Annotated in this window: 28 protein-coding genes; 11 read left to right on the top strand and 17 right to left on the bottom strand. The window is 61.9% G+C overall.

What is annotated here, in order from left to right:
• The first annotated feature begins 149 nt into the window (after positions 1-149).
• From AC239G_RS19130 to AC239G_RS19120, 3 genes are all read left to right on the top strand, one after another.
• Positions 150-575, top strand: a complete 426-nt coding sequence (locus AC239G_RS19130; RefSeq protein WP_487490142.1) for a LexA family protein — start codon at positions 150-152, stop codon at positions 573-575.
• Positions 565-1,851 carry a Y-family DNA polymerase gene (locus tag AC239G_RS19125; RefSeq protein ID WP_487490141.1) on the top strand — a complete coding sequence of 429 codons (1,287 nt, stop codon included), beginning with the start codon at positions 565-567 and terminating at the stop codon, positions 1,849-1,851. The genes AC239G_RS19130 and AC239G_RS19125 overlap by 11 nt, the downstream gene beginning before the upstream one ends.
• 266 nt (positions 1,852-2,117) lie before the next feature.
• On the top strand, positions 2,118-2,807 hold the full coding sequence (locus AC239G_RS19120; RefSeq protein ID WP_137210826.1) for an SOS response-associated peptidase: 690 nt from the start codon (positions 2,118-2,120) through the stop codon (positions 2,805-2,807).
• 59 nt (positions 2,808-2,866) lie between these two features.
• Here AC239G_RS19120 and AC239G_RS19115 read toward each other — a convergent pair whose 3' ends face one another.
• The gene (locus tag AC239G_RS19115) at positions 2,867-3,094 is read right to left on the bottom strand and encodes a hypothetical protein (RefSeq protein ID WP_023164785.1); all 228 of its coding nucleotides are present in this window, start codon (positions 3,092-3,094) and stop codon (positions 2,867-2,869) included.
• A gap of 529 nt (positions 3,095-3,623) precedes the next feature.
• Between AC239G_RS19115 and AC239G_RS19110 the strand changes: the two genes are divergently transcribed.
• The 4 genes from AC239G_RS19110 (at position 3,624) to AC239G_RS19095 (ending at position 5,707) form a co-directional block, all read left to right on the top strand.
• Positions 3,624-4,223 (top strand): hypothetical protein, encoded by a 600-nt coding sequence (locus tag AC239G_RS19110; protein WP_209326349.1) that lies wholly within the window; start codon positions 3,624-3,626, stop codon positions 4,221-4,223.
• A gap of 122 nt (positions 4,224-4,345) precedes the next feature.
• Positions 4,346-4,681, top strand: coding sequence for a hypothetical protein (locus AC239G_RS19105; RefSeq protein ID WP_209326348.1), 336 nt, complete (start codon positions 4,346-4,348; stop codon positions 4,679-4,681).
• Between the two features lie 122 nt (positions 4,682-4,803).
• Positions 4,804-5,205: a hypothetical protein gene (locus AC239G_RS19100; protein ID WP_487490140.1), complete on the top strand. Its 402-nt coding sequence runs from the start codon at positions 4,804-4,806 to the stop codon at positions 5,203-5,205.
• A gap of 85 nt (positions 5,206-5,290) precedes the next feature.
• Positions 5,291-5,707 carry a hypothetical protein gene (locus AC239G_RS19095; protein ID WP_209326346.1) on the top strand — a complete coding sequence of 139 codons (417 nt, stop codon included), beginning with the start codon at positions 5,291-5,293 and terminating at the stop codon, positions 5,705-5,707.
• Between the two features lie 32 nt (positions 5,708-5,739).
• Here AC239G_RS19095 and AC239G_RS19090 read toward each other — a convergent pair whose 3' ends face one another.
• A complete protein-coding gene (locus AC239G_RS19090; protein WP_137210821.1) occupies positions 5,740-6,306 on the bottom strand; it encodes a hypothetical protein in 567 nt (188 codons plus the stop codon).
• 139 nt (positions 6,307-6,445) lie between these two features.
• Between AC239G_RS19090 and AC239G_RS19085 the strand changes: the two genes are divergently transcribed.
• From AC239G_RS19085 to AC239G_RS19070, 4 genes are all read left to right on the top strand, one after another.
• Positions 6,446-6,712 carry a hypothetical protein gene (locus AC239G_RS19085; RefSeq protein WP_137210820.1) on the top strand — a complete coding sequence of 89 codons (267 nt, stop codon included), beginning with the start codon at positions 6,446-6,448 and terminating at the stop codon, positions 6,710-6,712.
• Positions 6,713-6,997: 285 nt separating this feature from the next.
• The gene (locus AC239G_RS19080; protein WP_209326344.1) at positions 6,998-7,522 is read left to right on the top strand and encodes a hypothetical protein; all 525 of its coding nucleotides are present in this window, start codon (positions 6,998-7,000) and stop codon (positions 7,520-7,522) included.
• 41 nt (positions 7,523-7,563) lie between these two features.
• Positions 7,564-8,523: a helix-turn-helix transcriptional regulator gene (locus AC239G_RS19075; protein WP_487490139.1), complete on the top strand. Its 960-nt coding sequence runs from the start codon at positions 7,564-7,566 to the stop codon at positions 8,521-8,523.
• Positions 8,520-9,380: a hypothetical protein gene (locus tag AC239G_RS19070; protein ID WP_487490138.1), complete on the top strand. Its 861-nt coding sequence runs from the start codon at positions 8,520-8,522 to the stop codon at positions 9,378-9,380. Before AC239G_RS19075 ends, AC239G_RS19070 begins: the two co-directional genes overlap by 4 nt.
• 15 nt (positions 9,381-9,395) lie before the next feature.
• Here the strand turns inward: AC239G_RS19070 and AC239G_RS19065 are convergent, their stop codons facing one another.
• The 15 genes from AC239G_RS19065 to AC239G_RS18995 all read right to left on the bottom strand — a co-directional run bounded on the left by AC239G_RS19065 (position 9,396) and on the right by AC239G_RS18995 (position 22,121).
• Positions 9,396-9,635 carry a hypothetical protein gene (locus tag AC239G_RS19065; RefSeq protein WP_137210815.1) on the bottom strand — a complete coding sequence of 80 codons (240 nt, stop codon included), beginning with the start codon at positions 9,633-9,635 and terminating at the stop codon, positions 9,396-9,398.
• A gap of 203 nt (positions 9,636-9,838) precedes the next feature.
• A complete protein-coding gene (locus AC239G_RS19060) occupies positions 9,839-10,783 on the bottom strand; it encodes a hypothetical protein (RefSeq protein ID WP_137210813.1) in 945 nt (314 codons plus the stop codon).
• The gene (locus AC239G_RS19055) at positions 10,777-11,325 is read right to left on the bottom strand and encodes a hypothetical protein (RefSeq protein WP_487490137.1); all 549 of its coding nucleotides are present in this window, start codon (positions 11,323-11,325) and stop codon (positions 10,777-10,779) included. Before AC239G_RS19055 ends, AC239G_RS19060 begins: the two co-directional genes overlap by 7 nt.
• 11 nt (positions 11,326-11,336) lie before the next feature.
• Positions 11,337-14,153, bottom strand: coding sequence for an AfsR/SARP family transcriptional regulator (locus tag AC239G_RS19050; RefSeq protein WP_487490136.1), 2,817 nt, complete (start codon positions 14,151-14,153; stop codon positions 11,337-11,339).
• A complete protein-coding gene (locus AC239G_RS19045) occupies positions 14,153-14,578 on the bottom strand; it encodes a TadE/TadG family type IV pilus assembly protein (RefSeq protein WP_487490135.1) in 426 nt (141 codons plus the stop codon). The genes AC239G_RS19050 and AC239G_RS19045 overlap by 1 nt, the downstream gene beginning before the upstream one ends.
• Positions 14,575-15,006: a TadE/TadG family type IV pilus assembly protein gene (locus AC239G_RS19040; protein WP_137210806.1), complete on the bottom strand. Its 432-nt coding sequence runs from the start codon at positions 15,004-15,006 to the stop codon at positions 14,575-14,577. Before AC239G_RS19040 ends, AC239G_RS19045 begins: the two co-directional genes overlap by 4 nt.
• Positions 15,003-15,416: a TadE family protein gene (locus tag AC239G_RS19035; protein ID WP_137210805.1), complete on the bottom strand. Its 414-nt coding sequence runs from the start codon at positions 15,414-15,416 to the stop codon at positions 15,003-15,005. The genes AC239G_RS19040 and AC239G_RS19035 overlap by 4 nt, the downstream gene beginning before the upstream one ends.
• Complete coding sequence (locus AC239G_RS19030; RefSeq protein ID WP_137210804.1) at positions 15,392-15,652, bottom strand: hypothetical protein; 261 nt, start codon at positions 15,650-15,652, stop codon at positions 15,392-15,394. Before AC239G_RS19030 ends, AC239G_RS19035 begins: the two co-directional genes overlap by 25 nt.
• A gap of 130 nt (positions 15,653-15,782) precedes the next feature.
• Positions 15,783-16,664: a type II secretion system F family protein gene (locus AC239G_RS19025; protein ID WP_137210802.1), complete on the bottom strand. Its 882-nt coding sequence runs from the start codon at positions 16,662-16,664 to the stop codon at positions 15,783-15,785.
• On the bottom strand, positions 16,661-17,500 hold the full coding sequence (locus tag AC239G_RS19020) for a type II secretion system F family protein (RefSeq protein WP_209326333.1): 840 nt from the start codon (positions 17,498-17,500) through the stop codon (positions 16,661-16,663). Before AC239G_RS19020 ends, AC239G_RS19025 begins: the two co-directional genes overlap by 4 nt.
• Positions 17,497-19,023 (bottom strand): TadA family conjugal transfer-associated ATPase, encoded by a 1,527-nt coding sequence (locus AC239G_RS19015; protein WP_209326332.1) that lies wholly within the window; start codon positions 19,021-19,023, stop codon positions 17,497-17,499. Before AC239G_RS19015 ends, AC239G_RS19020 begins: the two co-directional genes overlap by 4 nt.
• Entirely contained in the window at positions 19,020-19,844 is an 825-nt protein-coding gene (locus AC239G_RS19010) for a CpaE/TadZ family protein (RefSeq protein ID WP_487490134.1), read from the bottom strand. Before AC239G_RS19010 ends, AC239G_RS19015 begins: the two co-directional genes overlap by 4 nt.
• Positions 19,837-20,526, bottom strand: coding sequence for an SAF domain-containing protein (locus tag AC239G_RS19005; RefSeq protein ID WP_023164812.1), 690 nt, complete (start codon positions 20,524-20,526; stop codon positions 19,837-19,839). Before AC239G_RS19005 ends, AC239G_RS19010 begins: the two co-directional genes overlap by 8 nt.
• 9 nt (positions 20,527-20,535) lie before the next feature.
• A complete protein-coding gene (locus AC239G_RS19000; protein WP_487490133.1) occupies positions 20,536-21,225 on the bottom strand; it encodes a hypothetical protein in 690 nt (229 codons plus the stop codon).
• Positions 21,222-22,121: a ParA family protein gene (locus AC239G_RS18995; RefSeq protein ID WP_137210794.1), complete on the bottom strand. Its 900-nt coding sequence runs from the start codon at positions 22,119-22,121 to the stop codon at positions 21,222-21,224. The genes AC239G_RS19000 and AC239G_RS18995 overlap by 4 nt, the downstream gene beginning before the upstream one ends.
• Between the last annotated feature and the right edge of the window lie 30 nt (positions 22,122-22,151).

Here is a 22,151-nt window from a genome sequence, read left to right as displayed (position 1 = left end):
CGCGGCGAGGCGGAGGCCTCTTGGTTGATATGGGCCACCAGCCTGCGCGGGTCTGACATGACTCTTGCGAATCCTCCGCCCCTCTCGTGGTGGTCACAGGGGAATGCTCTACAGTATTAGAACTGAAGTTCTATTGATGGTGGTGTGTGATGACCTTGACCGTGCTTCCCCTCAGAGCGCGCACTCCCCTGCAGATCGTCTATCCTCTCGAAGCGATTCGAGCAGGATTCCCCTCTCCGGCGCAGGACTACGCGGACTCTTCGATCGACCTCAACGAGGTGCTCATCGCCGACAAGACGTCGACTTTCATCGTGAGAGTGGCTGGTGATTCGATGGAGGGTGCAGGCATTTTCGACGGTGACGAGATCCTCGTCGACCGGTCACTGGAACCGAGGTCCGGTGATGTCGTCGTGGCCGTCGTGGATGGGGAGCTCACACTCAAACGGTTGATCATCGATGCCCGCGGTGCCCACCTCGAGGCAGAGAACGCTGCCTATCCCCCGATCTATGTGTCCGAGCTCTCGGAGCTCTCGGTGTGGGGCGTGGTTACCTACGGGATCCGCCATGTCCGATGATCGAACGCAGCAGATTGCCCTCGTCGACTGCAACAGCTTCTACGCTTCGGCGGAGCGAGTCTTCGACCCCACGCTCGAGGGCAGGCCTGTCGTGGTGCTGTCGAACAACGACGGATGCGCAGTCGCGATGTCGGCTGAGGCGAAACGCCTCGGGATCCCGATGGGCGAGCCGTGGTTCAAGCTCGAGCCTGATGCGGCCCGACTCGGTCTCGTGGCGAGATCATCGAACTACGAGCTCTACGGAGATCTCTCCTCACGAGTGATGGAGTTGCTTGGCCGGTTCTCGGCTTGGCAGGAGGTCTATTCCATCGACGAAGCATTCCTTGGTCTCACCGGCACCCTCGGCGAGCTGGGAGACACCGGTCGATCAATGAAGGCTGCTGTGGCCAGGAATGTCGGCCTTCCGGTCTGTGTGGGAATCGCGCCCACCAAAACCCTGGCGAAGGTGGCCAACAAGTGGGCGAAGAAGGTGCCCAGCTTCGGCGGTGTGTGCGTGTGGGAGCAGGTGCCGGCAGATGACCGCCAGGCGCTCATGCGGCGGCTTCCGGTCACGGAGATCTGGGGTGTTGCTGGTCGGCTCGGCGCCCGCCTCGCGGGCCTTGGTATCTACACGGTCGCTGACCTTGCCGAGGCGGACCCGGCAATCATGCGCCGGCGCTTCTCTGTTGTTCTCGAGCGCACGATCAGGGAACTCAACGGTGTCCCATGCATCGCATTTGAGACGCCGAAAGAGGGCAAGGACCAGCTGATCTTCTCGAGGTCGTTTTCGAAGAAGATCACCGAGGTGAATGAGATCCGCCAGGTCCTCTCGATCTACGCACAACAGGCTGCCGCGCGGCTGGCGCGTCATCGGCAACAGGCCAAGCAGCTGCTTGCGTTCGCGGGGACATCCCATTTCGTCGCCGCGGCCGATCGCCACCACCCGAGCGTATCCGTTCCACTCCCCGTGCCGACTGCCGATCCCGTCGACCTCACCAAAGCTGCGTTGAGGATCCTCCCCGAGATCCGCCCGGGCGCCCGCTACGCCCGGGCCGGAGTCATCGTCACAGATCTCTCCCCCGCTGGGGTGCAGCCAACGTTACCGGGGTTCACCTCGGAGATGGAGGACAAGCAGATCGCAGCCATCATCGACGAGGTGACGACCAAGCTCGGCCGTGACAATCTCGGCCTTGGATTCGGCGGGCTGAAGTCAGGCGTGGACTGGCAGATGGCCCGAAATATGCTCTCGCCGAGGTGCACGACTCATTGGAGCGAGCTCGCTATCGTCAGGGCCTGATCCGAGGGGCCGGCGCTGGAGATGTCAGAGCAGCGTGATAGATCTGAGGGCATGTCGACTCTTGGCCCCTATCAGGACCCCGCCGTACGTGAGTGGTTCGATTCTCTGCCCAACCCGGACTACTGGGAGAACTGCCGGCGAATGGGAGAAGAAAGCCTGGCGCGGGCGAGAGCAGAGCATGCTGTGCAACGCGGAGAATAGCGCGCACAGCATGTCGACTGAAAGCTGCCCGTGACTGTTGGCCGTAGCCATGGGAGACTGCGAGCATGTGCGGACGATACACGCTGGATGTGACCTCAGCCGAGCTTGGACAGATGCTCGACGGCGATATGACGGTGGAATGGACCCCGTCATGGAACATCAAGCCGACTCAACGAGTGCCGGTCTTTCGCGAAACAGTATCGGACGACGGCGAGATCCGCCGAGTCGGTGATCTCGCACGCTGGTCGCTTCTCCCTCCCTGGGCGACTGAACCAAAGCTGAAATTTCCCACGTTCAATGCCCGCAGCGAAGGATTGGCCGCGAAAGCGACATGGCGCGGCCCTATCAAACGATCAAGGGCGATTCTCCCCGCAAGCGGCTACTACGAGTGGAAGACGGACGGGAAGGTCAAGACACCGCACTACATTCACCTCCCCGAGGGCGAGCTCCTGTTCTTCGCGGGATTGTATTCGTGGTGGAGGCCGAAGGGCTCGGACGATGAGTGGATGCTCACCGCGACGATCATTACCCGGCCCTCGTGCGGGCCGGCTGGGGAGCTGCATGATCGGGCGCCCGTCGTTCTCCCGGCAGATTTCGTCAATGAGTGGCTGGACCCTCTCACGGAAGGCGATCAAGGCCTCGTCGACGCCGCAGTCTCGGCAAGCACGCCGCAGATCGAAGCTCTCCAGTTTCATGAGGTCGGGAAGATCAGCGGGGACATACCAGAACTCACCGAGCCGGTGGCCGACTCTTGAGCAGTCGGCGAGGTCGACCCGAGCCCCGAAGCACGATCTGCAACGCCCGCGGAAACAGGTCACGAGGGGGCGATGAGCGTGTGCAGGGCAGAGGCGGCTGACAGTGCTGCGGTGAGCCCTGTGATGATTCCGGCGAATCCGGCTCCGCCGGCGCTCCACCCGTTCTCGATGCAGGTGAGCATCGCAATTCCGCCTGCGGCGGCTCCGAGTACGCCGGCAACGATCAGAATGACGGCGGCGCGGAGGGTGAGCAATGGGGCCTTGGGCTCTGGAGGCTGCGAGGTCATGAGCGATCCTTTCCTGCGGGTCCACTTCAGAATGCCCTGCGATCGCGTCCGCCGCGAGCGGGCGGAATGGTAAGATTAACCCGCCAGTCAGTTAGCCATATAAGCTATATACAGGCGGGTTAATCCATTGGGGTTAGTAAGCAAAAGTTCTGTGGAAAATCTTTCGGAGGCGTTCGGGATGGAGACGAAGCGGCAACGTCGTGAGTGGGCGCAGAGAACAAAGACCTGGAGCGGAGTCAAGACGTCAGCGGAAGCTGCCACGGGAGTGTTGGCGGACTATGTCGATGACGTGGTGAGTCCTGTGCGGTTCCGGCGAGGATTTTCATGTTTGTCCGTTCGAATCGCCGACCCTAATGTGTCGGACCGGAATGCTCCACCACGTGACCTGAGGCCTCCTGCCACCAGGTTGATCACTTCTCGTGGCATTGCGCTGCAGTTCGCGCTCATCGCGTTTGCTGTGACACAACAAGGGAATGCGGATCTCCCGATCCGTCCTCGGAGTGGGGATGCTAGGGGGTGGACGGACCTGGTGGCCTCGCCTGTGCTGGAGAGCAGGGATGGGTCTGGGATCCTGCGTGGCATCCCAGAGAAGAAGCGGCAGCAGATCAAGACCGCACTGAAGAGTATGAGCGGGGCCGGGCTGGTGCATCTTGGCGCCAGTGGGAGGGAGTATGAAGGGTTCCAGCTCTACGAAGAGTCAGGAGTTGCCGAGCGAGGTGACCTGATTCCTTACAAGCCACCAAAGCGCAAAGAGCCAAACGTGTTCAGTCTCCCCCGGGGGTTTATGACCAATGGGTGGGTTCATGTGCTCACTGACAGCGAGCTCGCGGTCGTCTTGATGCTCTCGTGTCGAGTGTTAGCGCATGAGGGTGCAGAGCCTGGGTTCGTATGGTTCGAAGCCAGTGATCGGGTTCTTCACTACGGTCTCGGGCGGGAATCGTTTGGGCCTGCTCTCAAACCGTTGGAGAAGCTGGGCCTGTTGGAGGTGCGAAGCATCAATCGGCACCCGGACGGGCATGTGATCGGATTCTCGACGGACGGGCTGGACGCTCGTCCGCATCGACTTCGATTGATCAAGGAAGGCTTTGACGAACCTGCCTGGCAGGTGGCTGCCGAAGTATTTGGCTGATCGCCGCCTGGTGATTTCAGTCTAACCGTGGTCGACGACGATGGTCTGTCCCCAAGGGGTTGCGCCTCAAAGGGGATGCATTTAGACTCTAAATACACAAATCATCGAATGAAGGAGTCGAAGTGAGTACTGCAGCAGAGGTGATCCGTTCGCAGATCAATCCCATGGTTCTGATGAGCCTCGGTGCGAGTGAGCTCGTGTCCACTGAGGCGAATGAGGGCAGGCCAGCGCTGGCCTTCTGGGCGAGGATCCTGCCATTCAACGCGAAAGGCAAGCGGCTGAGCCGCCCAGCGAAAATGCGGGTCTACATCGAACTGACACCCGCGGATCTCTATGACATCACAGTGGTGCACTCGAAGGCCGGCGAGTACGGGGTTCACTTCGAGATGGAAGGTGTGGGCGCCGAGGACCTCAATCGAGTATTGCTCTCGCTCGACTCGGATGGAGATCGGGAGTAAGAGCGAAGCGGCACCCTGGGGAGGGTGCCGCTTCTACACAAATCATCGCTATGAGGGCGATGTTGCTGGGTATCACTCCAGCAGAACCAGACTACCGAATGACCAAGCTGAAGGGGAACGTCATGGCAAGAGTTCAGGCCTCGGAGGAAATGCTCTCCCGGCGTGTGAGGAAAGGCATTCGAGTAGATCTCGAAGCAATGGATCTGGCCAAGGGTGCCTGGCTATGGGCTTATGAGAACCGGGTCACCGATGCCCCCTCGTTCGGCGACTGGGTGAACGAGGCGATCGCCAGGCACCACGGCGCCGATCCGGTCGAAGGGAAGAGCTCGAGCGAGTGGATGAGCGCGCGCATGTATTGGATCGACAAGGACAAGCTCGATCTCCTCGGGGATAACGCCGGTCGAGTCTTCCGTGGTGCCGTCGCCGCGGCCGCCGAGGAGATCGTCACCGAGGCGCGGACTCGGGGCGTGGAGATCCGGCCGCTCGAGGGTCGACTGCCATCGAAGGTGTGGCGGAAATCTTGATGAGTGCGCGAAGAGGGGTTGCGTGCCGCGAATTGTGCATTTAGACTCTAAATACACAGATCATCGAATGCAGGAGGGACATACCATGACCGGAGGCAAGGCACCTGAAGACATGACCCTGGCCGAGCTCGAAGCAGAGCTGGCTGGCCCGATCGAGCGTGACCGAGAAGAAGTGGTCTCGGCCTCCTACTATGCGCGGATGGATGACCTGCGGGCACTGACGGTTCGTGCTGTTACTGAGTTTCTGGGGGGCTTGTCGCAGGATGACTTCGACACACTCGTGCGCCCGATCCTCGACGAAGATGAGTATGGCGCCGAAGACCGGGCAGTGATGCGGGAATATGCGGCCCAGGCGGCTGTGACGGCCCCCGACGCCGACGAGCTTCTCGCCGAGCGCAAGCGCCAGGAGCGCGAGCGGGTTCGCGCAGAGGAACGTCAGGCACAGGCGGAACATGATCGCGAAGTCATCCGCCGAGCGCTGGGACCGAGACAGGGCGAGTGAGATCTCGAAATATCTCTGGGGCTCGGGTGAAGCTACGGCTTTGCCCGAGCCACAAACCATTTATCGGCCCTCTTGGATGCAGGGTGAGATCTCGTTTGCACCCAATCGGCCATGGCTCCGGCTCCCTCGCGTCCTTCAGGGATGCCCCGCAGATCGCCGAGGTCCGCGGCGTGCGTGATGAGCCCGTGTGAGGCTCCGGCAAGGAGCTTTCCGGTATAGCCGATAATCAGGCAGCCGGGTGGTGCTGCATGCTCCCAGCGGCCAGCTTCTTGCCAGCATGATCCGACGACGAGGATCTCAAGAGCAGATTCCCTCAACCCCAGGTCGATCGGATCGAGGAGAGTTTCAGTTGATCCGAGGCAGAGACTCCCTCGTGAGCCATGGGCGTCGATCAAGGTCGCAGCGCACTTCTTTATCGTGGATATGGCTGGAGCGAGTAGATCGAGCGAGTCGATATCGAATGATGCGAGTTCGGTGCCGAGCTTCTTTGCGTGCTGCTGTGCTGCGCAGTGGATGTGGTTGCCGGGCGCTTCGAGATCGTAAGTCGACGATTCCCTGTCTTCACTGAAAGGCAGAGAGAGCAGTCCATGAGTGCACATGGTGGGAGGCTACCTCAGGGGGTCACCGGCTGCGTATCAGTAGAGCTGGGAGGGGGACATACCAGGCCGGTCGCAGGGCTCATCGAAGCCGGGTGCCCATCCGCCTGCAATCTGATTAGAGGTCGGCACAGTGGGAATCATGGATACCAAACCACTGACACAGGATCAGTTCACTTGGCTCGGCTTCATCATCGTGGCACTCACGCCGGCGTTCCCCGCTGACGTGCAGCCGGCGATTGGCAGCGTGGGGCAATTCTTTGCGGCAGTTTCGATCATCAGGCTCCACCTCGGAGACGAGGCGGCGGCCATGGTGGGGCACCGCTTCAATAAAGGTTGTCAACGACAACAATTAACGATAGAGTGGGGATCAAAGTTCATAGAGGAAGGGGGTGATCCCCATCGATAAGCGAGTGAAATCGCTCATCAAAGCCCTGGAAGGACAAGGGTGGCGGTGCAAGGAATCCCGCAAAGGCTTCATGTGCTATCCACCCGATGTGAATCAGACGCCAGTCGCGATCCACAAGACACCTTCCGACTCCCGCTGGTACAAGAACACCTTGAGCCAGCTGAGGCGCAGGGGCTTCACGGAGTGAATCCGGCGGGGTGTTGGTCCGAGAATCGGGCCGGCGCCCCGGCCGGTGGCCTCTCGCATATCGATCGGAATTGCCCATGACACAAGGAAGGAGCAGCAATGACTAGATGGCATGCAGCAGTCACGTTCACCACGGCCGGAGGATTCGGTGAGGACGAGGCGCTCGAGGCCCTCGACGCGCTCGTCGAACACGGTGCTGCGGTTTCGCCGGCAGCTGATGCTCGAGGCGGAGAAATCGCATTGAGCGTCACGGCCGAGTCGGCGGTCGCCGCCGCCGTGGAGGCCGAGCGGGTCGTGACCGGCGCGGTACGTCCCCTGGCGGGCGCGGTTGACGTGGTGGCGATAGAGGCCTCCACAGAGGAGGCCATGGACCGGCGGCTGGCGGAGCCGATCTTCCCCGATGTGGTTGGCTTCGCGGAGATCGCGGACATGGCGGGGGTCACCCGGCAGCGCGCTCGCGCATTCGCGAAGATCGACGGGTTCCCTGCCCCGGTGATCACCACGGCGCAGGGAGCCCTCATGACTCGGGCGGCGGTGGCCAGGTGGTTGGAAACGCGGTCGACGCGGCCCGGTCGGCCTCGGAAAGCAGCGGCCGAGGGTGCGGATGCCTCGCCGTTAGAATGAGAGTAGAATTGCATATACGCAAACGTTAGGAGGTGGCAGATATGGAAGCAGCAGCGATCATCAAGAAGATCCGTGCCATGAGCGGGATCACCAGGAAAGAGCTGGCGCAGCTTGCCGATGTGTCGCCATCGACGATCAGCCGCATCGAACGCGGCGAGATGGATCCCACCTGGGGCACGATGCAGAAGATCTTCTCCGCCACGGGATACCAGCTTAACGGGACCTCCGTGGTCTCTAGCGGGGACACCTCGGCGATCCAGGCCGCGAACGTCTACCTCGAACCGCTCCTCAGGCAGGCTCTCGCGCCGATGGCTGGCACCGTCCGGGCAACGGCAGCGTCCTCGGGGAACGTGCTGACTGAGGCGGCTCGCACGGCAATAGGATCCGCCGCGGGGAAAGCAAGCTCTGCTGCGGCGGCAGCGATTGCGGAGGCCGTGAGGGAACCCATGAGGGCAGCGGCGTCCCCGGCGGTCCGGGAGCTCCTGTCGAATGTGAAGATCCCTACCGGTGAGTGGGCTGATCGGTGGAAGAGGACCGGGTGGCTGAAAGACTCGGCTGGAGTCGATGATCTGGTGGCGATCGCTGTGACTGCCGGCAATGCTGGGAAGGTTGCCAGGCGTCGCGGTGCCCGGGTCCCGGTCGAGATCCCGAAAGGATGGCGTGACCTCGTCGACCGGCTGGAGGAAACAGGCGTGGACTATGCCGTGTCCGGGATCGTTGCCACTTGGGAGGACCGATCTGATGCGCAGGCAGGTGCTCCGTTGATCTATGTGAGCGATCCCCGCGGCGTGGCTGAGCAGCTCGGGTTGGAACGGGCTCGGCCGGGGCGGGGAGTCCTGCTCCTGGAGGCCATGAGCGGTGAACTCGACGATGTCGAGAACGAAGGCGGCATCCGGTTCGTCCCGCGGTCGAGGGCTCTGCTTGATGCCTTCTCTGGCCCCGGTCGGGATCCGGACAAGGCGGAGGATTTGCTCCGAGCGATCTGGCAGGACGCATCATGAGCGGCGATTTCGACCTGATCGATCCGGGCACAGTGCTCTCCCGACGAGCGCTCATCGATGTCATTGTCGGCTTGTCCGAGCACCTGGAGGCCCTCACGGTATTGGGTGGCCACGCAGTGATCGAGATGACCTGGCATCTTGATGCTCTGCCGGTGCCGGACACGACTCAGGACGGGGACCTCGGTGTGGCCCCGCAGCTCCTCGCTGACAGTCCCCTGCTGTTCGAGAAGATGACTGAGCTCGGTTTCGAAGCTGCCCGACCCGATCGTCCGGGTATCTGGTCTCCGATCGAGCAGAGGGACCTACCACCGCACGAGCGGGCGAGCGTGGATCTCATCGCCCCGCGGTCGGTGGCGGCAGAGAACATTCGGCGGCCGATTCGAGCGGCCAGGGTTGGTGCCCACGGTAAGCATTCGGTGTCGGCCACTGAGGGGACCGAGCTCAGTCTCCTCGATCGCAGTTCGAGGGTGCTGCGTTCCTTCGATACGGGTCCGAGCGTGGAGGCCTATGTAGCAGGGCCCACGGCACTGCTGTGCGCGAAGGCGTACAAGCTCCACGACCGAATGGAGCCCAGCGAGTTGCGCCGGAACCGTGAGCGACTGCGCCCCAAGGACTTCGCGGATGTCTACCGGCTGTTACATGCCATATCCGGCGAGGAAGCAGCGAGAGTGTTCGAACAGGGGGCGGCTGACGAGCGCATCGGAACGGCGGTGGGCCTCGGCCGCGACTACCTCATCGAATTGCTACGGGATCCCTCAGCTGTGGCCGGGCCCGTCACTGAGTCATGGGCTGCGCCCGAACTCGAGGACGAAATGACCGACCGCATTCGCTTCTGGCTGGAGCGTTTCCTGGGGTAGTTGGCTGCTCTCTGGTCAGGAAGCGTTCTCGCCCTTGGCCAGAGCCTCGCGGGTGCGCTTGATCTTCACAGAGATCACGCCCTGCTTGGTGTCAAGAACGTCAGCGATCTCCGTCTGCAGATGCTCCTTCTCGTACTTGAGGATCTTCAGATCGTGTTGCCACTTGGCCTCCTTGATCTGGGCGTCGAGCTCCTCAATGCGTGCCTTCGAAGACTTCAGGTCTTCCACCCAGTCTTCGGCGTCGAGTGCGGTCATGCGTCCTCCTTCCTGACGAGCAAGTATATCTGCATATATATCTCATCGTAGCCCTTGCTGCACCACGACGCACACGATTCAGGGACATACCATTTTCCTGCCATGAATGGCACAGGCGGCCAGGGTTCCCTGGCCGCCTGTGCGTGGTAGGTCCCGGGCTCGAGAGTCGCTGTAGTCGCTGCACTCGAGGAGGGGACATACCATCAATTGACGACGACGGTCTGCGCCTCGGTTACGTGCATCGTCTCCCGATCCGAGGTCAGAGGCAGCGTGATCGTGCCTCGCATTCCCCCGCCTTCCCATTCGACCTTCCAAGTCGTTGTTGCGGTGACCTCGTACTTGCCCGACTTCATGTAGTTGTATCCGCAATCGGACGGTGAGTCACCGGTCATGCCCTTCTTCCAGGGGGTTCCCTTGCCGTTACAGCGCACGGCTTTCCCATCGCCCATGGACCACTTGTAGGACCCGACCTTGGCCTTCAGGTTCACGGTGATGCCTTGGTCGCTCGCGCTGGCTTCGGCGGGGCCTGTGGTGTTGTCGGCGGGGTTGGAGGCCCAGAGCCAGATCGGCATTCCAACGATTCCCTGGTCCTTAGGCACATCGCTGGTCTTGGGGGCAATGCCGACGTCGATCGGGGAGAGCTTGAGCTTCGCGAGAGCTTCCCGTGCGAGGTCTTCTGGGTTGACTGGTGGGAAGGATGAATCGATGACCTCGTCGGGGTCTTCGTTGAAGGTCGAGGATCCGCCGCCGGGCTTAGTGCAGGTGTACTCTTTCAATCCGTTGTTCTTCGCCTGCCACTTGGCCTTTTCTTCGGGGGTCATGTCGTCCCAGTTATCGGGTTTGGCAATGTCCCCGGTTTCCTTCACGTAGCACTGGCGTTTGTGCGACCATCGGCCGTCGCCGGTTGCGCAGGGAATGTCTTTGCCGTTGTAGACGCAGGTCGACGAGCTGGATCCGCCGGCGTTGCCGTCGTCGTCACCGCCACCACCGCCACCACCGCCTCCACCGTCACCGTCGCCAACTGAGCAGTTCCCGAAACGGTCGCATTGGCCGGGCTCGGCTGAGGCGGGAGTCGGGCCGTAGGCCACTCCCAACGCGAGGAGCAGGACGGCGAGAGCAAGGAGAGCCGTGAATTTGCGTGTCAGCATGGCTTATCCCCTGCGCTGTCGTATTTGACGACCATCCACTTGTCCTTGACCTGGTCGAATTCGACGGTGTAAGTCTTGATCGCCTTCAGTGGAATCTGGGCTTTCACCTTGACATCGGAGCCGTCAGAATTGTGCAGTTTCACCTGGGTGGTGTCGACACAGACCTTGGCGTCGACGGTCTTCTCCTTCACGTCGACATCCGTGGCTTTGTAGTCGTTGAGAACCGTCTCCCCCGTCCCAAATTGGCCCTTCTCCTTGTACTGAGCGCCGAACTCCTTCTCAGCGTCAGCGACATCGCCCTTGGCGTAGTCATCGAGTGGGCTTAGATCCTTCCAGCCGTCCTTCGCGACTTCATCGAAAGACTTGTGCATGCCCTTGATGGCTTCAAACGCCTCGTCCTGGGCTTCCTGGGCTGGATCTGCTGTCGGAGTAGGTGTAGAGGCTTCTGTCGGCTTCTCGGTGCTGTCTCCGCCGTTGCAGCCGGAGAGGACGAGGGCGGCCGCAACGGTGATACCTGCGAAAATTCGTGTAGGGGTGCGCATATTTCTCTCCTTCAGCCGGCTTTCCGGATCTGGTCGATGAGTTCCTCGGTCTCGTCGGTGAGGTCGATGTCGACGTCGGAGTCTTCGTTGGTCAATGACTTGATGATCTCAGCCACCTTTTCACGGTTGCCCGCTGCGTGCTCAATCAGCAAGGTGTCTCGCCACAAGAACTCGTGTTCAGGTCCGACCATGCGTGCGGTCGCGAGGGCAACACGTGCGGTGGCATAGTCCTTGGTCCGCAGGCACCTGGCAGCGATTTCATGAGCAACATCGGTGAGGGTCTGGATGATCTCCTCGCGTAGAGGTTCTGCCCAGGCCCATGATGAGCCGAACTTCCGTGCGGGCGGCAGTCCACTGATGGGTGGTCCTTCGACGAGGCGCATGGCCTGTGCCAGGCGTGCTGTCGGCGTGTCTGCGATCGATTCTCCGATGAGGCCTTGGACGACTTGCCAGTCGGTCTGCACATCTGGGTGGAGCCGGTACATATCGGTGGGGTTGTAGCGGGGAAAGTTTGGGGTTGCGTCGTCGGCCTCGGCGAGCCACTTGCGCAGTTTTGAGGAGGGGTCGTTGAAGCGGCCGTATTTGCCGTCTTGAGGGTCGGCTTTCGGCCACAGTGCGGTGTGGATGTTCTCCCGCGACGCTCCTGGGTGGGTGGCGAGGTAAGCGGCCATCGCGGTGCAGATTCCGATGCTCGAGTTGCCTGCGGAGACCGGTTCCGGGCCCTTGGCGCCGATGATGCGGACTTGGCCGAGAATCCTGACGACAGGCATTTTGGGATGGACCCGGATGATATCGGCCGCGAGGGAGTCTTCGGGAACCTCCTCGGTGATTTCCTCCGGCGGGGTCGGCATCTCCACGACGGTGATGTCCCTGCTCTCTCCCGTGTCACCGGTAGCTGATAAGGGCTGTGCAGTGGAGTCCGCTGGAGCGACTTGAGTAGGAGCTTCGGGAAAGGCGATGGGAGCGAAGATATCCGGGGTAACGGACATCGTTGTGGTCCAAGTCGGTCCAGGTTCTTCGGTGAAATCGTCGGCGGTGATGTAGAGGTCCCGGAGAGCGTCGTACTGGTCGGGGCTGATCCTCTGCGGATTGACGCTGATCCCGGCGGGGTCGAGGCTGGCGGTCTCTTCTGTGACAGTCAGTGTCCATCCCACGCCGAGAGGCGTTGTCGACGCGATCGCGAGGCCCGTCCGTGGCAGCTGGCCGACGAGGCCGGCAAGCTGCTCGGTCTGAGCTGACGACAGCTCGGTGGCGATGAAGACAATCTCTGGAGACCAGGTGTCGGGGGCCACTCCGCGAGTACGGGCATCGGCAATGTCGGTGGCTTCGTCCTCGGCCAGTGCAGCTTCGGCATCGGCTTTACGGTTGGTGAGGATCTTGATGAGCTGGTCGACGTCGGAGAGGGTCCGGCACTTGTCGGGTCCGATGATCTGGGGTAGGTCGGTGTCCATGCCGACGAGGGTGATCTGGAGGTCATCAGCCCAGGGGCTAACCCCGAGCTCGAGGCACAGTGCCAGGAGCACGTTGGCAGCGTCCGGGCCGACGATGTTGAGAGCTCCGGTGGATTCGAGGTCGACGAGGACCTGGCCGCCTGCTTCGTCGATGCCGATGGTGGACATGGTTGGCCAGGGAGCAGGGATCTCGGCGTCCTCGGCGAGGGTCGGGGTGTCGTCGGTGGCTACTACCCACGCCGTGCCGTCCTCGGCGGTCTTGCGCATCGGGGCGGGGAAGTCGGCTGGGTCGGTGAGGTAGAGCTCAACGCCATCGGTGGACAGACGGCCGGCGAAGGGCGCCGGCATTGTCTTCCCTGCCGACCGGCAGTAGTCGGCCAGCCAGCGCAGGGTGGTGTCGATGTGGGCGATGGTGGCGGGGTCTTCGACTTCCCGCAGTTCACGTTCCACGCTTGATGCTTCCCGCGCTGGTTGTGCGACGCGCGTGCCGGGGGTTCTCTTCGCCCGTTGTCTGCGGCGCTTGGCGGCGAGTACGCCGATGAGGCCCGCGGCGAGGAGAGTCCCCACACCGGCGGTGGTGACAAGCGACGGTGACAGCGGGGCATCATCGGCCTCGGCGGCCTCCTCGGCCGCGGGGGCTTCCTCCGCGGCCGAGGAGGCCGATGACGGATGCGGGATGGCATCTGCTCCTGGGTGCGCATCTGGGGCAGTGTCCGGTGCCGGCTCCGGTTCCTTGGTGACAGGTGCTTCGACTTCGACGTCGGGCACAGTGAGGATCTCCCCGGTGTGGATGATGTCCGGGTCGGCGAGATCGTTCGCCTCCGCAATCTCGGGGTACCGGTCAGGATCTCCATATTTGCTGTCGGCGATCTTCCACAAGGAATCACCGTGCTCGATCGTGTACTTCTGGTCCTCCGTGACCTTCTTTGCCTGAGATCCGGTGTCGGAGTCGGTATGAGCGGCTGCGGTCACTGAAACCGGTGCGACGTTGACGGGTGCTGGCTCGGCAGCCATGGCTGCTCCCCCACCGAAGAGCGCAGTGATGCCGATGGTGATGGCGCTGAGAAGAGACGCAGCAGCTTTTCGCTGCACCTGCAGCCCCGGGATGGTGGGGATCTTGATCTTGGTGAATGCTGAGGGGATCTCGATGAGGATGGCCAGGGCGAAGGTTGCCCAGGCGATCCACCCGATGGCGGGCAGAATCGTATGGATGAGCAGCCCGCCGGTGTAGTCAGGATGGATGATCGCGGAAACAAGACCCCCGGCCGGAACGATGTTCGAGGAGAAGAAGGCCAGGAGGATCGGCGCTCCGATGAGGATGAGGAGCGTGGTGATCAGCGCGGCAAGGCCGCGGGCGATGAGTCCGAGGCGTTTCATCAGTCTTCTCCTGGTGCGACGAGGCGGGCAGTGGCGTGACCATCGACGGGTAGTGATTTGATGCCGATGGCAGTGAGGAATACGGGTTTGTAGGTGCCGGTGGTGGTGACGGTGACCTCACGGCCGGTGACGGTGACTTCGCCTTGATAGCCGGCCACCGAGATGTATTTCTCGGCGGCGTTCTGGGCGCGGGCGAAGCCGAGATGGATGTCTCCGATTTTGGATGGAGAGTAGTCGAGCGCATTCGCTCCTGCCCGGGCGGCTTCACCGGCGACGGCCTCGGCACGGTTGGCGGCTTGGAGTTTCCCTCCCGTGTCGACGCTGACGCCGACGAAGAGGAACGCCGCCATGACGATCATGAGGAACCAGGGTGTTGCACTCCCCCGGTCCTGCTCCTGCTTCCGAAATCGATGTGCTCCGCTCATCGTCGTTGCCTCCACGGATCAATCGGGCTCAGCCCTGTGCGGGTGAGGGTGTGCGATCCGGGCAGCGCAGGGATGCCTGTGAGATCGGCGAGCTTCACACTGCACGAGACTGTGGCTTCGACGGAGCCCGTGGCGCCCAGGGTGGTGGTGAACCCTTCGACGTCGACGGATACTGACATGGACTCGCACACCAAGGAGGTGTTGCCCAGGGCGATACGGGCTTCATTCTCAGCGGCGATCTTCGCTTGTTGTGGGGTCCGCTCGAGGGAGGCGGTACGTGCGGCGGCATCGGCAATGTCCGTGACCGAATTCCCGGCTTGAGCGTTTCGTGCCGCGAAGAACAGGATCCCGATCACCGCGATGATCACCGGTGCGAGAATGACGAGCTCGAGGGATACCGAACCACGGTCAGTTGGCTGTTGTCTCACGGTGCCGTGGTCCTCTCCTTCGGGCCGCGGACTTCGCTGGTCACCGTCGAGATCTTCCCTGGGACGAACGACATCGAGCGGCCGGTGATGCGCACTGTCACAGTTTCACCGGTGACGTTGACGGAGACGTTTGAGTCTTTGAGCATCGTGGAGTTGTCCTGCAGGATCTTCTGAGCTGCCGCGGTGCCTGAAGCTTCGGACCCTTCAAGTCTGCGGGCATCGGTGAGCGCGGCCGATGATGCTGCGTGGGCGATGGATGATGCCTGACTCCACACGGCGATGTGGAAGATGACGAGCAGGCACAGCATGATCAGAGGTGCAATGATCGCCATCTCCATGGTGATCGACCCCTTGTCGCTGTTCTGTCTGCTCGTCACTGTCTGCATCACTTCGGGATCTTGTTGATCCATCCTTCGATGATGGGCTGGAGCAGAGCGATGATGGCGATCGCGATAACGGCGATACCACCGATCCAGATGATGGCTTCGAGGGTGGTGAAGCCTCCCTGTGGAGCAGCCTTCATCCGCTGATGAGCGAGAGCTGCTCGCTTGAACACTCGAGCGAGTGCGTTTTGAACGACACCGGTGGGGTCGGCGATGAGGGCCAGGAGGAAGGTGCCGAATGGGCTCCTGGTGTGCTTCTTCACGGGATTCTCCTTGTGTGTGGTGACAATCACGGCGGTCTTAGTGTCTCATCTAGTGGGTCTACAGAGCTGTCTATGTATATAAGCGAAGGGAGAGCGGGGGATCTGACATCGTCATCCAGATTCTTTCTGCTCAGGCGGTCAGGAGGTTCATGAGCGATGGTCCAACGAGGATGAGCACGAAGACGATTCCGAGGAGTGTCATGGGGATCGTCATTCGCTCGGTGGCTTCGTTCGCGGTGACTGATTCGCGGTTGAGGATCCCGAGGCGCTGTGTTCGTCCCTTGGCTCGAAGTGACTCGTAGACGACTGACCCCTGCTCGGCGCCGACTCGCATGATGTCGGCGAGCTCGGTCAGCTCGGGAACGTCAGAGTCCTTGGCGAGGCGGGTGAGCCCCACCCACGGCTGTTCCGAGGCGAAGCGTGAGCGGAAGTTCGCGTTCTGCAGACGCTCGAAGACCCAGGAGTTTCCGCTTTCGGCTGCAACTTCAAGGGCTTGTGAGGGACTGAGCCCTGCCTTGGCGGCCATCCCGGTGAGCTCGATGTAGGTCGCGACGGTGAGGTGGAACTCTTCTCGAGCATTGGCCGCTTGCTTGCTGAGGTCGAAGTCGGGGAGAAACCATCCGAGGAGTGCCAGTGGCAGGGACAGCAAGGTGATCTGAGGAATGGGTACCCCGATGACCCAGAGCGCGGCACTGACGAAGACTGGGGCGATCAGAAGGGCCCCGGCAACGGTGACCTTCTTGGTCAGGTGAGCAGCGTAGCTGGTGCCGACGATGTCGAGATTGCGGGTGGGCATGTGGGCCAGCAGAAACGATGGAACGTGAGTGTAGAGCCACGACTCGATCTGGGCCTGCTGGCCGGTGGCCTTCGTATCGGAGTGGCGGCGGTCGGTGCCGCTGAAGTTCTTCATCGCTGCGCCGAGATCGGGAGTCGACGGCAGCAGCCGCCAGAGGAGGACTACGACCCCCAGAGCAATGCAGGCGCCTGAGGCGAGAATGAGTGGTGTGCTCATGATGCTGGTCCTTCCAAAATTCTGGGGGCCGGCTTGTCCTTGGCGATGTTCTTCATCCAGAGAAGCAGGAGGATGAAGCAGCCGATGAGGACAGCGAGGATGGCCTGTCCGGAGGCTGTTTCGGCGTAGGGGGCGAGGTATCCGGTGAGAGTGAAGCCGGCGAGTCCGGTAGCAACGATGATGGTGACCCAGCGAGCCGTGGACCGTGGTTTGGCCCTGTCGGCTTCGATCGTGCGGCGTGCCTGCGCCTCTTGCGCGACAATGCTGGCAAGGTCCTCAAGAGCGTCTGCCAGGCCGGGGCCGCGCATCGTCGTCGACATGGTCAGCACAGCCACGATGAAGTCGGCGGTGGGGTCGTCGAGCTCTTCCGCGAAGGCGGTAAGTGCCTGTGGAGTCGACCATCCCGCATCCATTCGTTGAATGAGGTGTTGCAGCTCGCTCTTGATCTCATTCGGCGCGGTGGAATAGCTGGCGGACAGTGCTTGTTCGATGGTCGCACCAGTGATGGTCAGACCGGTGAGGGTGCGGGTCCAGGCTTCGAGGGCTTCCAAGCGCTGGATCCGGTACCTTCCGTTTCCCCCACCGAGGAGATAGGGCACGCCCACAAAGGCCAGTGGAGTGATGATTACAGCGAGGACGAGGCCGGTGATCATGGCGATGATGATTCCGATGATGAGCCCAGCCCCGATCAGGACCAGCGTCTTCTTGCGCGCACCCGGAAGCGTGGATCGGGCTGTCTTCTTCCGGAGTGGTGAGACTCGGGTCGAGAGGACTGCCAGCAAGATTCCCGTGAGAATTGCCGCAGTCGACAGGGAGGCGATGAGGGCTGTCATCATGCGCTCCTGGTGAAGAAGTTCTCGGGTAGCCCAGCCCAGCCCAGTTCCTGCTTGACGGAGTCTGAGGGTGGGTGTGTGAGCTCTGCCGTGTAGGTGCGGCCGATGGTTTCGAAGATCGGATTGATCGTGGCACGGACCGGATCCGCGGAGGTCGGTACGACTTCGACGATGTCGGACAGCCATCGGTGGAGGACGTTCTTGTCGTCGATGACTTTGCGGACGTAGACAATGAAGTCGATGTGCGCCGCGATCTCGGAGTGCACCCATTCAGGGTTGACGTTGCCGGATTTGAGGGCCAGCCCTGCCATACGAGAGATGGCATCCCCGGCGCTGCGAGAGTGGATGGTGGACAGGGAGCCGGCGCCGGCCTGCATAACCTGGAACATGGCGTTGATTTCGCTTCCCAGGACTTCACCGACGATGACGCGCTGTGCACCAAGGCGCATGGAGTCTTCGACGAGATCGTCGGCAACGATCTCACCGGTACGTCGGCCTGTGACGTCGACCAGGCCCGCTCCAGGTTGGGCTTCGAGGCTCGTGGCGATCTGGTGGTGTCCGGTGAGGTCGAGGTGCAACTCTCTCTCCCCCTCGATGGTGACGAGAGGTTCGGCGGGGTCGAGGGCGTTGGCCAGCGCGCGCAGGAGCGTGGTTTTGCCGACGCCTCGGTCGCCGGCGACAACGATGTTCTTGTGAGCTCGAATGGCTGCACGGAGGAAGTCCGTGGCGCTGTGGGTGAGCATCCCCGTGCTGGCGAGAGACTCGAGGGTGGCACCGACCGTGCGGTGCATTCTTAGTTTGACGCTGACTCTGCGGGCGATGGGTGGGTGTTCGGCGGTGAGACGAACATGGGTACCCAAGGCCAGGCGGAGGCGGGGGTTGGCGCGGTCAAAAGCTCGGCCCTCTTTCGTGGCGAAGTATTGGACGAGGGCGATGAGATCGGTGTCGGATTCGGCCAGGGGCTCGAGCCACCGTTCGGGAGTGCCGTCCCCGCGGATGATCCACACGTTGTCGATGCCGTCGATATGGACATCGGTGATCGTCTCGTCATCGACGAACCTCTGGAATTGGGCGAGGCCGAAGATCGCATCGAACACGGCCTGGTGCAATCTGAAGGTGAAGCCGTCTGACCAGTTCTCCCCTCGGCTGATGGTGTCTCGGCGACGGCTTTGGACGGCGTCCTTGATGATGTCCTTGGCCGCGTGCTCGAGCTCGGCCCGGTTGGTCTCTGCGAAGACTTCCCCGAGGCTGGCATTGGTATGTCCGAAGCGGGCGGCGAGGGTTTCAGAAGCGCTGATGCGCAGCTCGGTGACGAGTTTCCAGTCGATGGGTGTGGAGTCGGTGTAAGCCGATTCCGATTCGCGAGTAGCGACGACCGGGACTGCACGAGGCGGTGCTGCGGGCGGGCGTGCGGCTGCAGCAAAGTGAGGGTTCGGTACAGTCGCCGACGCCGGCGCCCGGCGGGTGGTGAAATCGGGGATGCTGTCGAGAGTCGGTGCAGCGGGATCTTCGTTGCGGGGAGTCACAGGGCATCGGCTCCTTCCGGTGTGACGATCTGGGCATCGCGTTCGTCGCGGGCTTTGATCGATGCGTGCAGGGACTGAGCCGACCGCAGGAGCGGTGATTTGCGGATGGCCTTGCGCCGGTCTGCTCGGCTCTCGGCGAGGTCACGGGTGTGATGGGAGAACGCCATCGCTGTCTTCAGATCGTGCTTGACCCTCCCCCACACGGGCACTCCGATGCGGTGAGCAATCTCCCGGTCGGAGTAGTTCACGATCCCCGGTTGCTCTACGAGGATCAACCCCAGCCGGCTGTCGATCATGTCGGGGGGAAGGAGTTCGTCTAGGAAGGCGAGGGCTCCTTGGAGCGCGAGAACGTTGGGTAAGGTCGCCTGGCAGACGATCGCGAGATGAGAGACAGAGGTCAGGAGCCCCTGCCTGCGGTCCTGAGGGGAGAGTCGACCGAAGTCAATGATCGGAGTGACTCCCCCAGACATGGACCGTGTCCAATCGCCGAGAGTGGACCACACGGTGTGGTCGATTCCTTTCGCCGCGGTGGGGTCGTAGAGGCCTGGCATCAGGTACTGGCGACCATCGGAATCGATCTGCAGGACCTCTTCCCACAGGTCGTTGGGTTCGAGGCGATGAGTGCTTGATTTCATTGCGAGCTCGAGGATCCCGCGGTCGGGGGCGACTGTGCCTTGGAAGTAGCCCGAGAGGATCGCTGAGGACCGCGACGTGTCTGCTTCGACGATCAGAGTGCTGGTCGTTGCGGTGTATGACATCGCGAGTGCGAGTGTGGTGACACCGGGGGCGCCTGCGATGCTGCTGAGTCCGATACTAGGCATCGTCAGAGCCTCCGCTCTCTTCACCGGGCGCATCGAGGATCAGCGCAATCGTTTCGGTTGACGCTCGGGCCGCCAGTTGGGGTGCGTCATCTGTGGAGACGAGCACGTCGACAAGCACCTTGCCGGACTGGTCGATGGTGCCGGTGGAGAGCACCTGCGCTGTCGTGGCCAGGGGCTTTCCTTCTGGCAGATCTCCTTGGGCGCCCGGGGTATCGACGATGCGAACAGCGTCACCGGCTGTGAGATCAGTGCTGGGGAGCTGGCCAGGTGCCAAGGACAAACCGACGACGGTATATCCCTTGGGAGGCGTGACGTTCGCACCGATTGACTCTGGGGTGATCAGTGAGCCCTTGGGTATGTCGACGAGAGCCTTCTGGCCGACGAGGTCCTGGATGGACTCAGCGGAGACGAATCCTCCTGCTTGGTCTTCGGGGATGTCGAATGCTGTGACGTCTCCGCCTTCGATAGTGTCTCCACGCTTGAGGGTGTCGGTGACTGCGACGACCTGCGTGGCGTTCGTGAATTGATTGGTCACGAAGTACACGCCGAGAGCACCGAGGATGATGAGCACCACGGCGCCGGCGACGTAGGTGAGATTCACTCTCTTCTTCGCCTTCCGAGCTGGGACCTCGGGGCTGGGGTTGGGTGCCTCGGTAGGACGGGGAGGCGCTTCGGTGGTCATGCAGGGTCCTTACTCTTCATCGGTGATTGGGTAGTTGAGGTAGTGGCGTATTGCGGTGGTGATGAGCACGTTGCGTGATGGTGCGTTGAACTCTTCGACCAGACCGTCGAGGATGGCTGCGTTCGTCTTGGTGATCCGGAACTGGAGGTCGCCGTAGTCCTTCTTGTGGGTGGTGCGGGCGCGAGCCTGCGTCCCTGCGCGTTGGAACAGTGAAACCGTGGGGGTTTCCACGGGGCGGGAGACGATCTGCCCCAGGATTTCGTCGAGGACGGGGTAGGCGACTTCGACCGCGGTGAAGGCCAGACCCGGGTGGGTGGCACCTTCGGCCTTGGCGCGGCGTTTGAACTCGGCACGCAGATCGAGCGGCATGTAGAGAGTCACCAGCTCGGTGACGCGCTCTTTGCTATCCGACTGCGGCACCTCGGTCTCGTCATGAGTGGGCGTGGGCTCGGGCGGTTCCACTCCCCCGGTGTTTTCGGCCTTGCGAGGTCGGCTTTCTGTTGCTCTCTTCGTTTTCTCCTTCGTCGGTGTCTTCGGTTTGTTCTCGCGTGTGGTTTCCTCACCTGCAGATTCGGGTTTCGGCGCAGGAGCGGCTGCCGGGGCGGGCTGTTCGTCTTGTGCCGTCTTCTTCAGCATGGCGAAGGCGTTGGTCTGGTGTGTAGCTGGTGACCGATCTCGGCCGAGTCCCTCGGTGCTCATGCCTGGACTCCTTCAGCTCGAGCAGCTTCTTCTTCTGCGTTGGCCAGGGCCCGCACGATCTCCTCGGCGAGCCGCTTGTAGTCGTCTGCGAGCCCGATGACGCTCTTGGTGAGGTCAGAGGCGTCATGCTTTTCGATCAGAGCTTGTGCGAGTTCGGCAACGAGCTGTCCGCGTTCACGGCTGGCTCGGGCTGGCGACTCTGCGTATCGAATGAAGGTGTCGAAGACCGGGGCGACGTCGCCGAGGACTCCTTCGAGGTCCTTCCTCGCGCTGCCGACAATGCCGGATGCTGTCGATCGTCCTGAAGTGCCGAAGATGAGTGCTCCAAGCACAGTGAGGTTGGGATTGTGCTCAGCGATCCGACCGATTCGCTCAGCGAGTCGCGTGAGACCGTCAATGGACTCGGAATCTGTGCGGGTTGGGATGACGAGCCAGCGGGCGGCGAGGAGAGCCTGGTCCATGAGGACCGGTGAGTTCGGCGGCGTGTCGATGAGGACCACATCGTACCGAGGCGCCAGAGGGGCGAGAGTCTCAGCGAGCTGGGTGCCTACCGAGTTACGATTCCGAGACTGGAAGTAATCCGCAAGATCCGCGGTGTGGGCTCCGGCAGGAATGACATCCAAGTTCGGGCGAACGTTTTTCAGTGGCTGAAGTTCTTCACCGAACGAAACAGCCTTATAGAGTGCTGCGCCGTTATCGCTGAGGCCGGCTGATTTGAAGCCGAGGTCAGCTCCGGTGCTGCACTGGGAGTCGAGATCGATGAGGCAGACCTTGAATCCGTTCGAGGCAAGAGCGCCGGCGGTATTCGTCGATGTGGAGGTCTTACCCACTCCCCCCTTCTGATTCATGATCGTGACGACGCGCCTGAGTGCGTTGGTCTGTGCCGCGGTGAGCATTGGTGTCCTCCCAGGATCTAAGGCTGTATG

The organism is Brevibacterium sp. Lmc1 (assembly GCF_057654315.1).
Note: the sequence above shows the minus strand (reverse complement) of the source record. Positions and strands in the feature narration are given on the sequence as shown.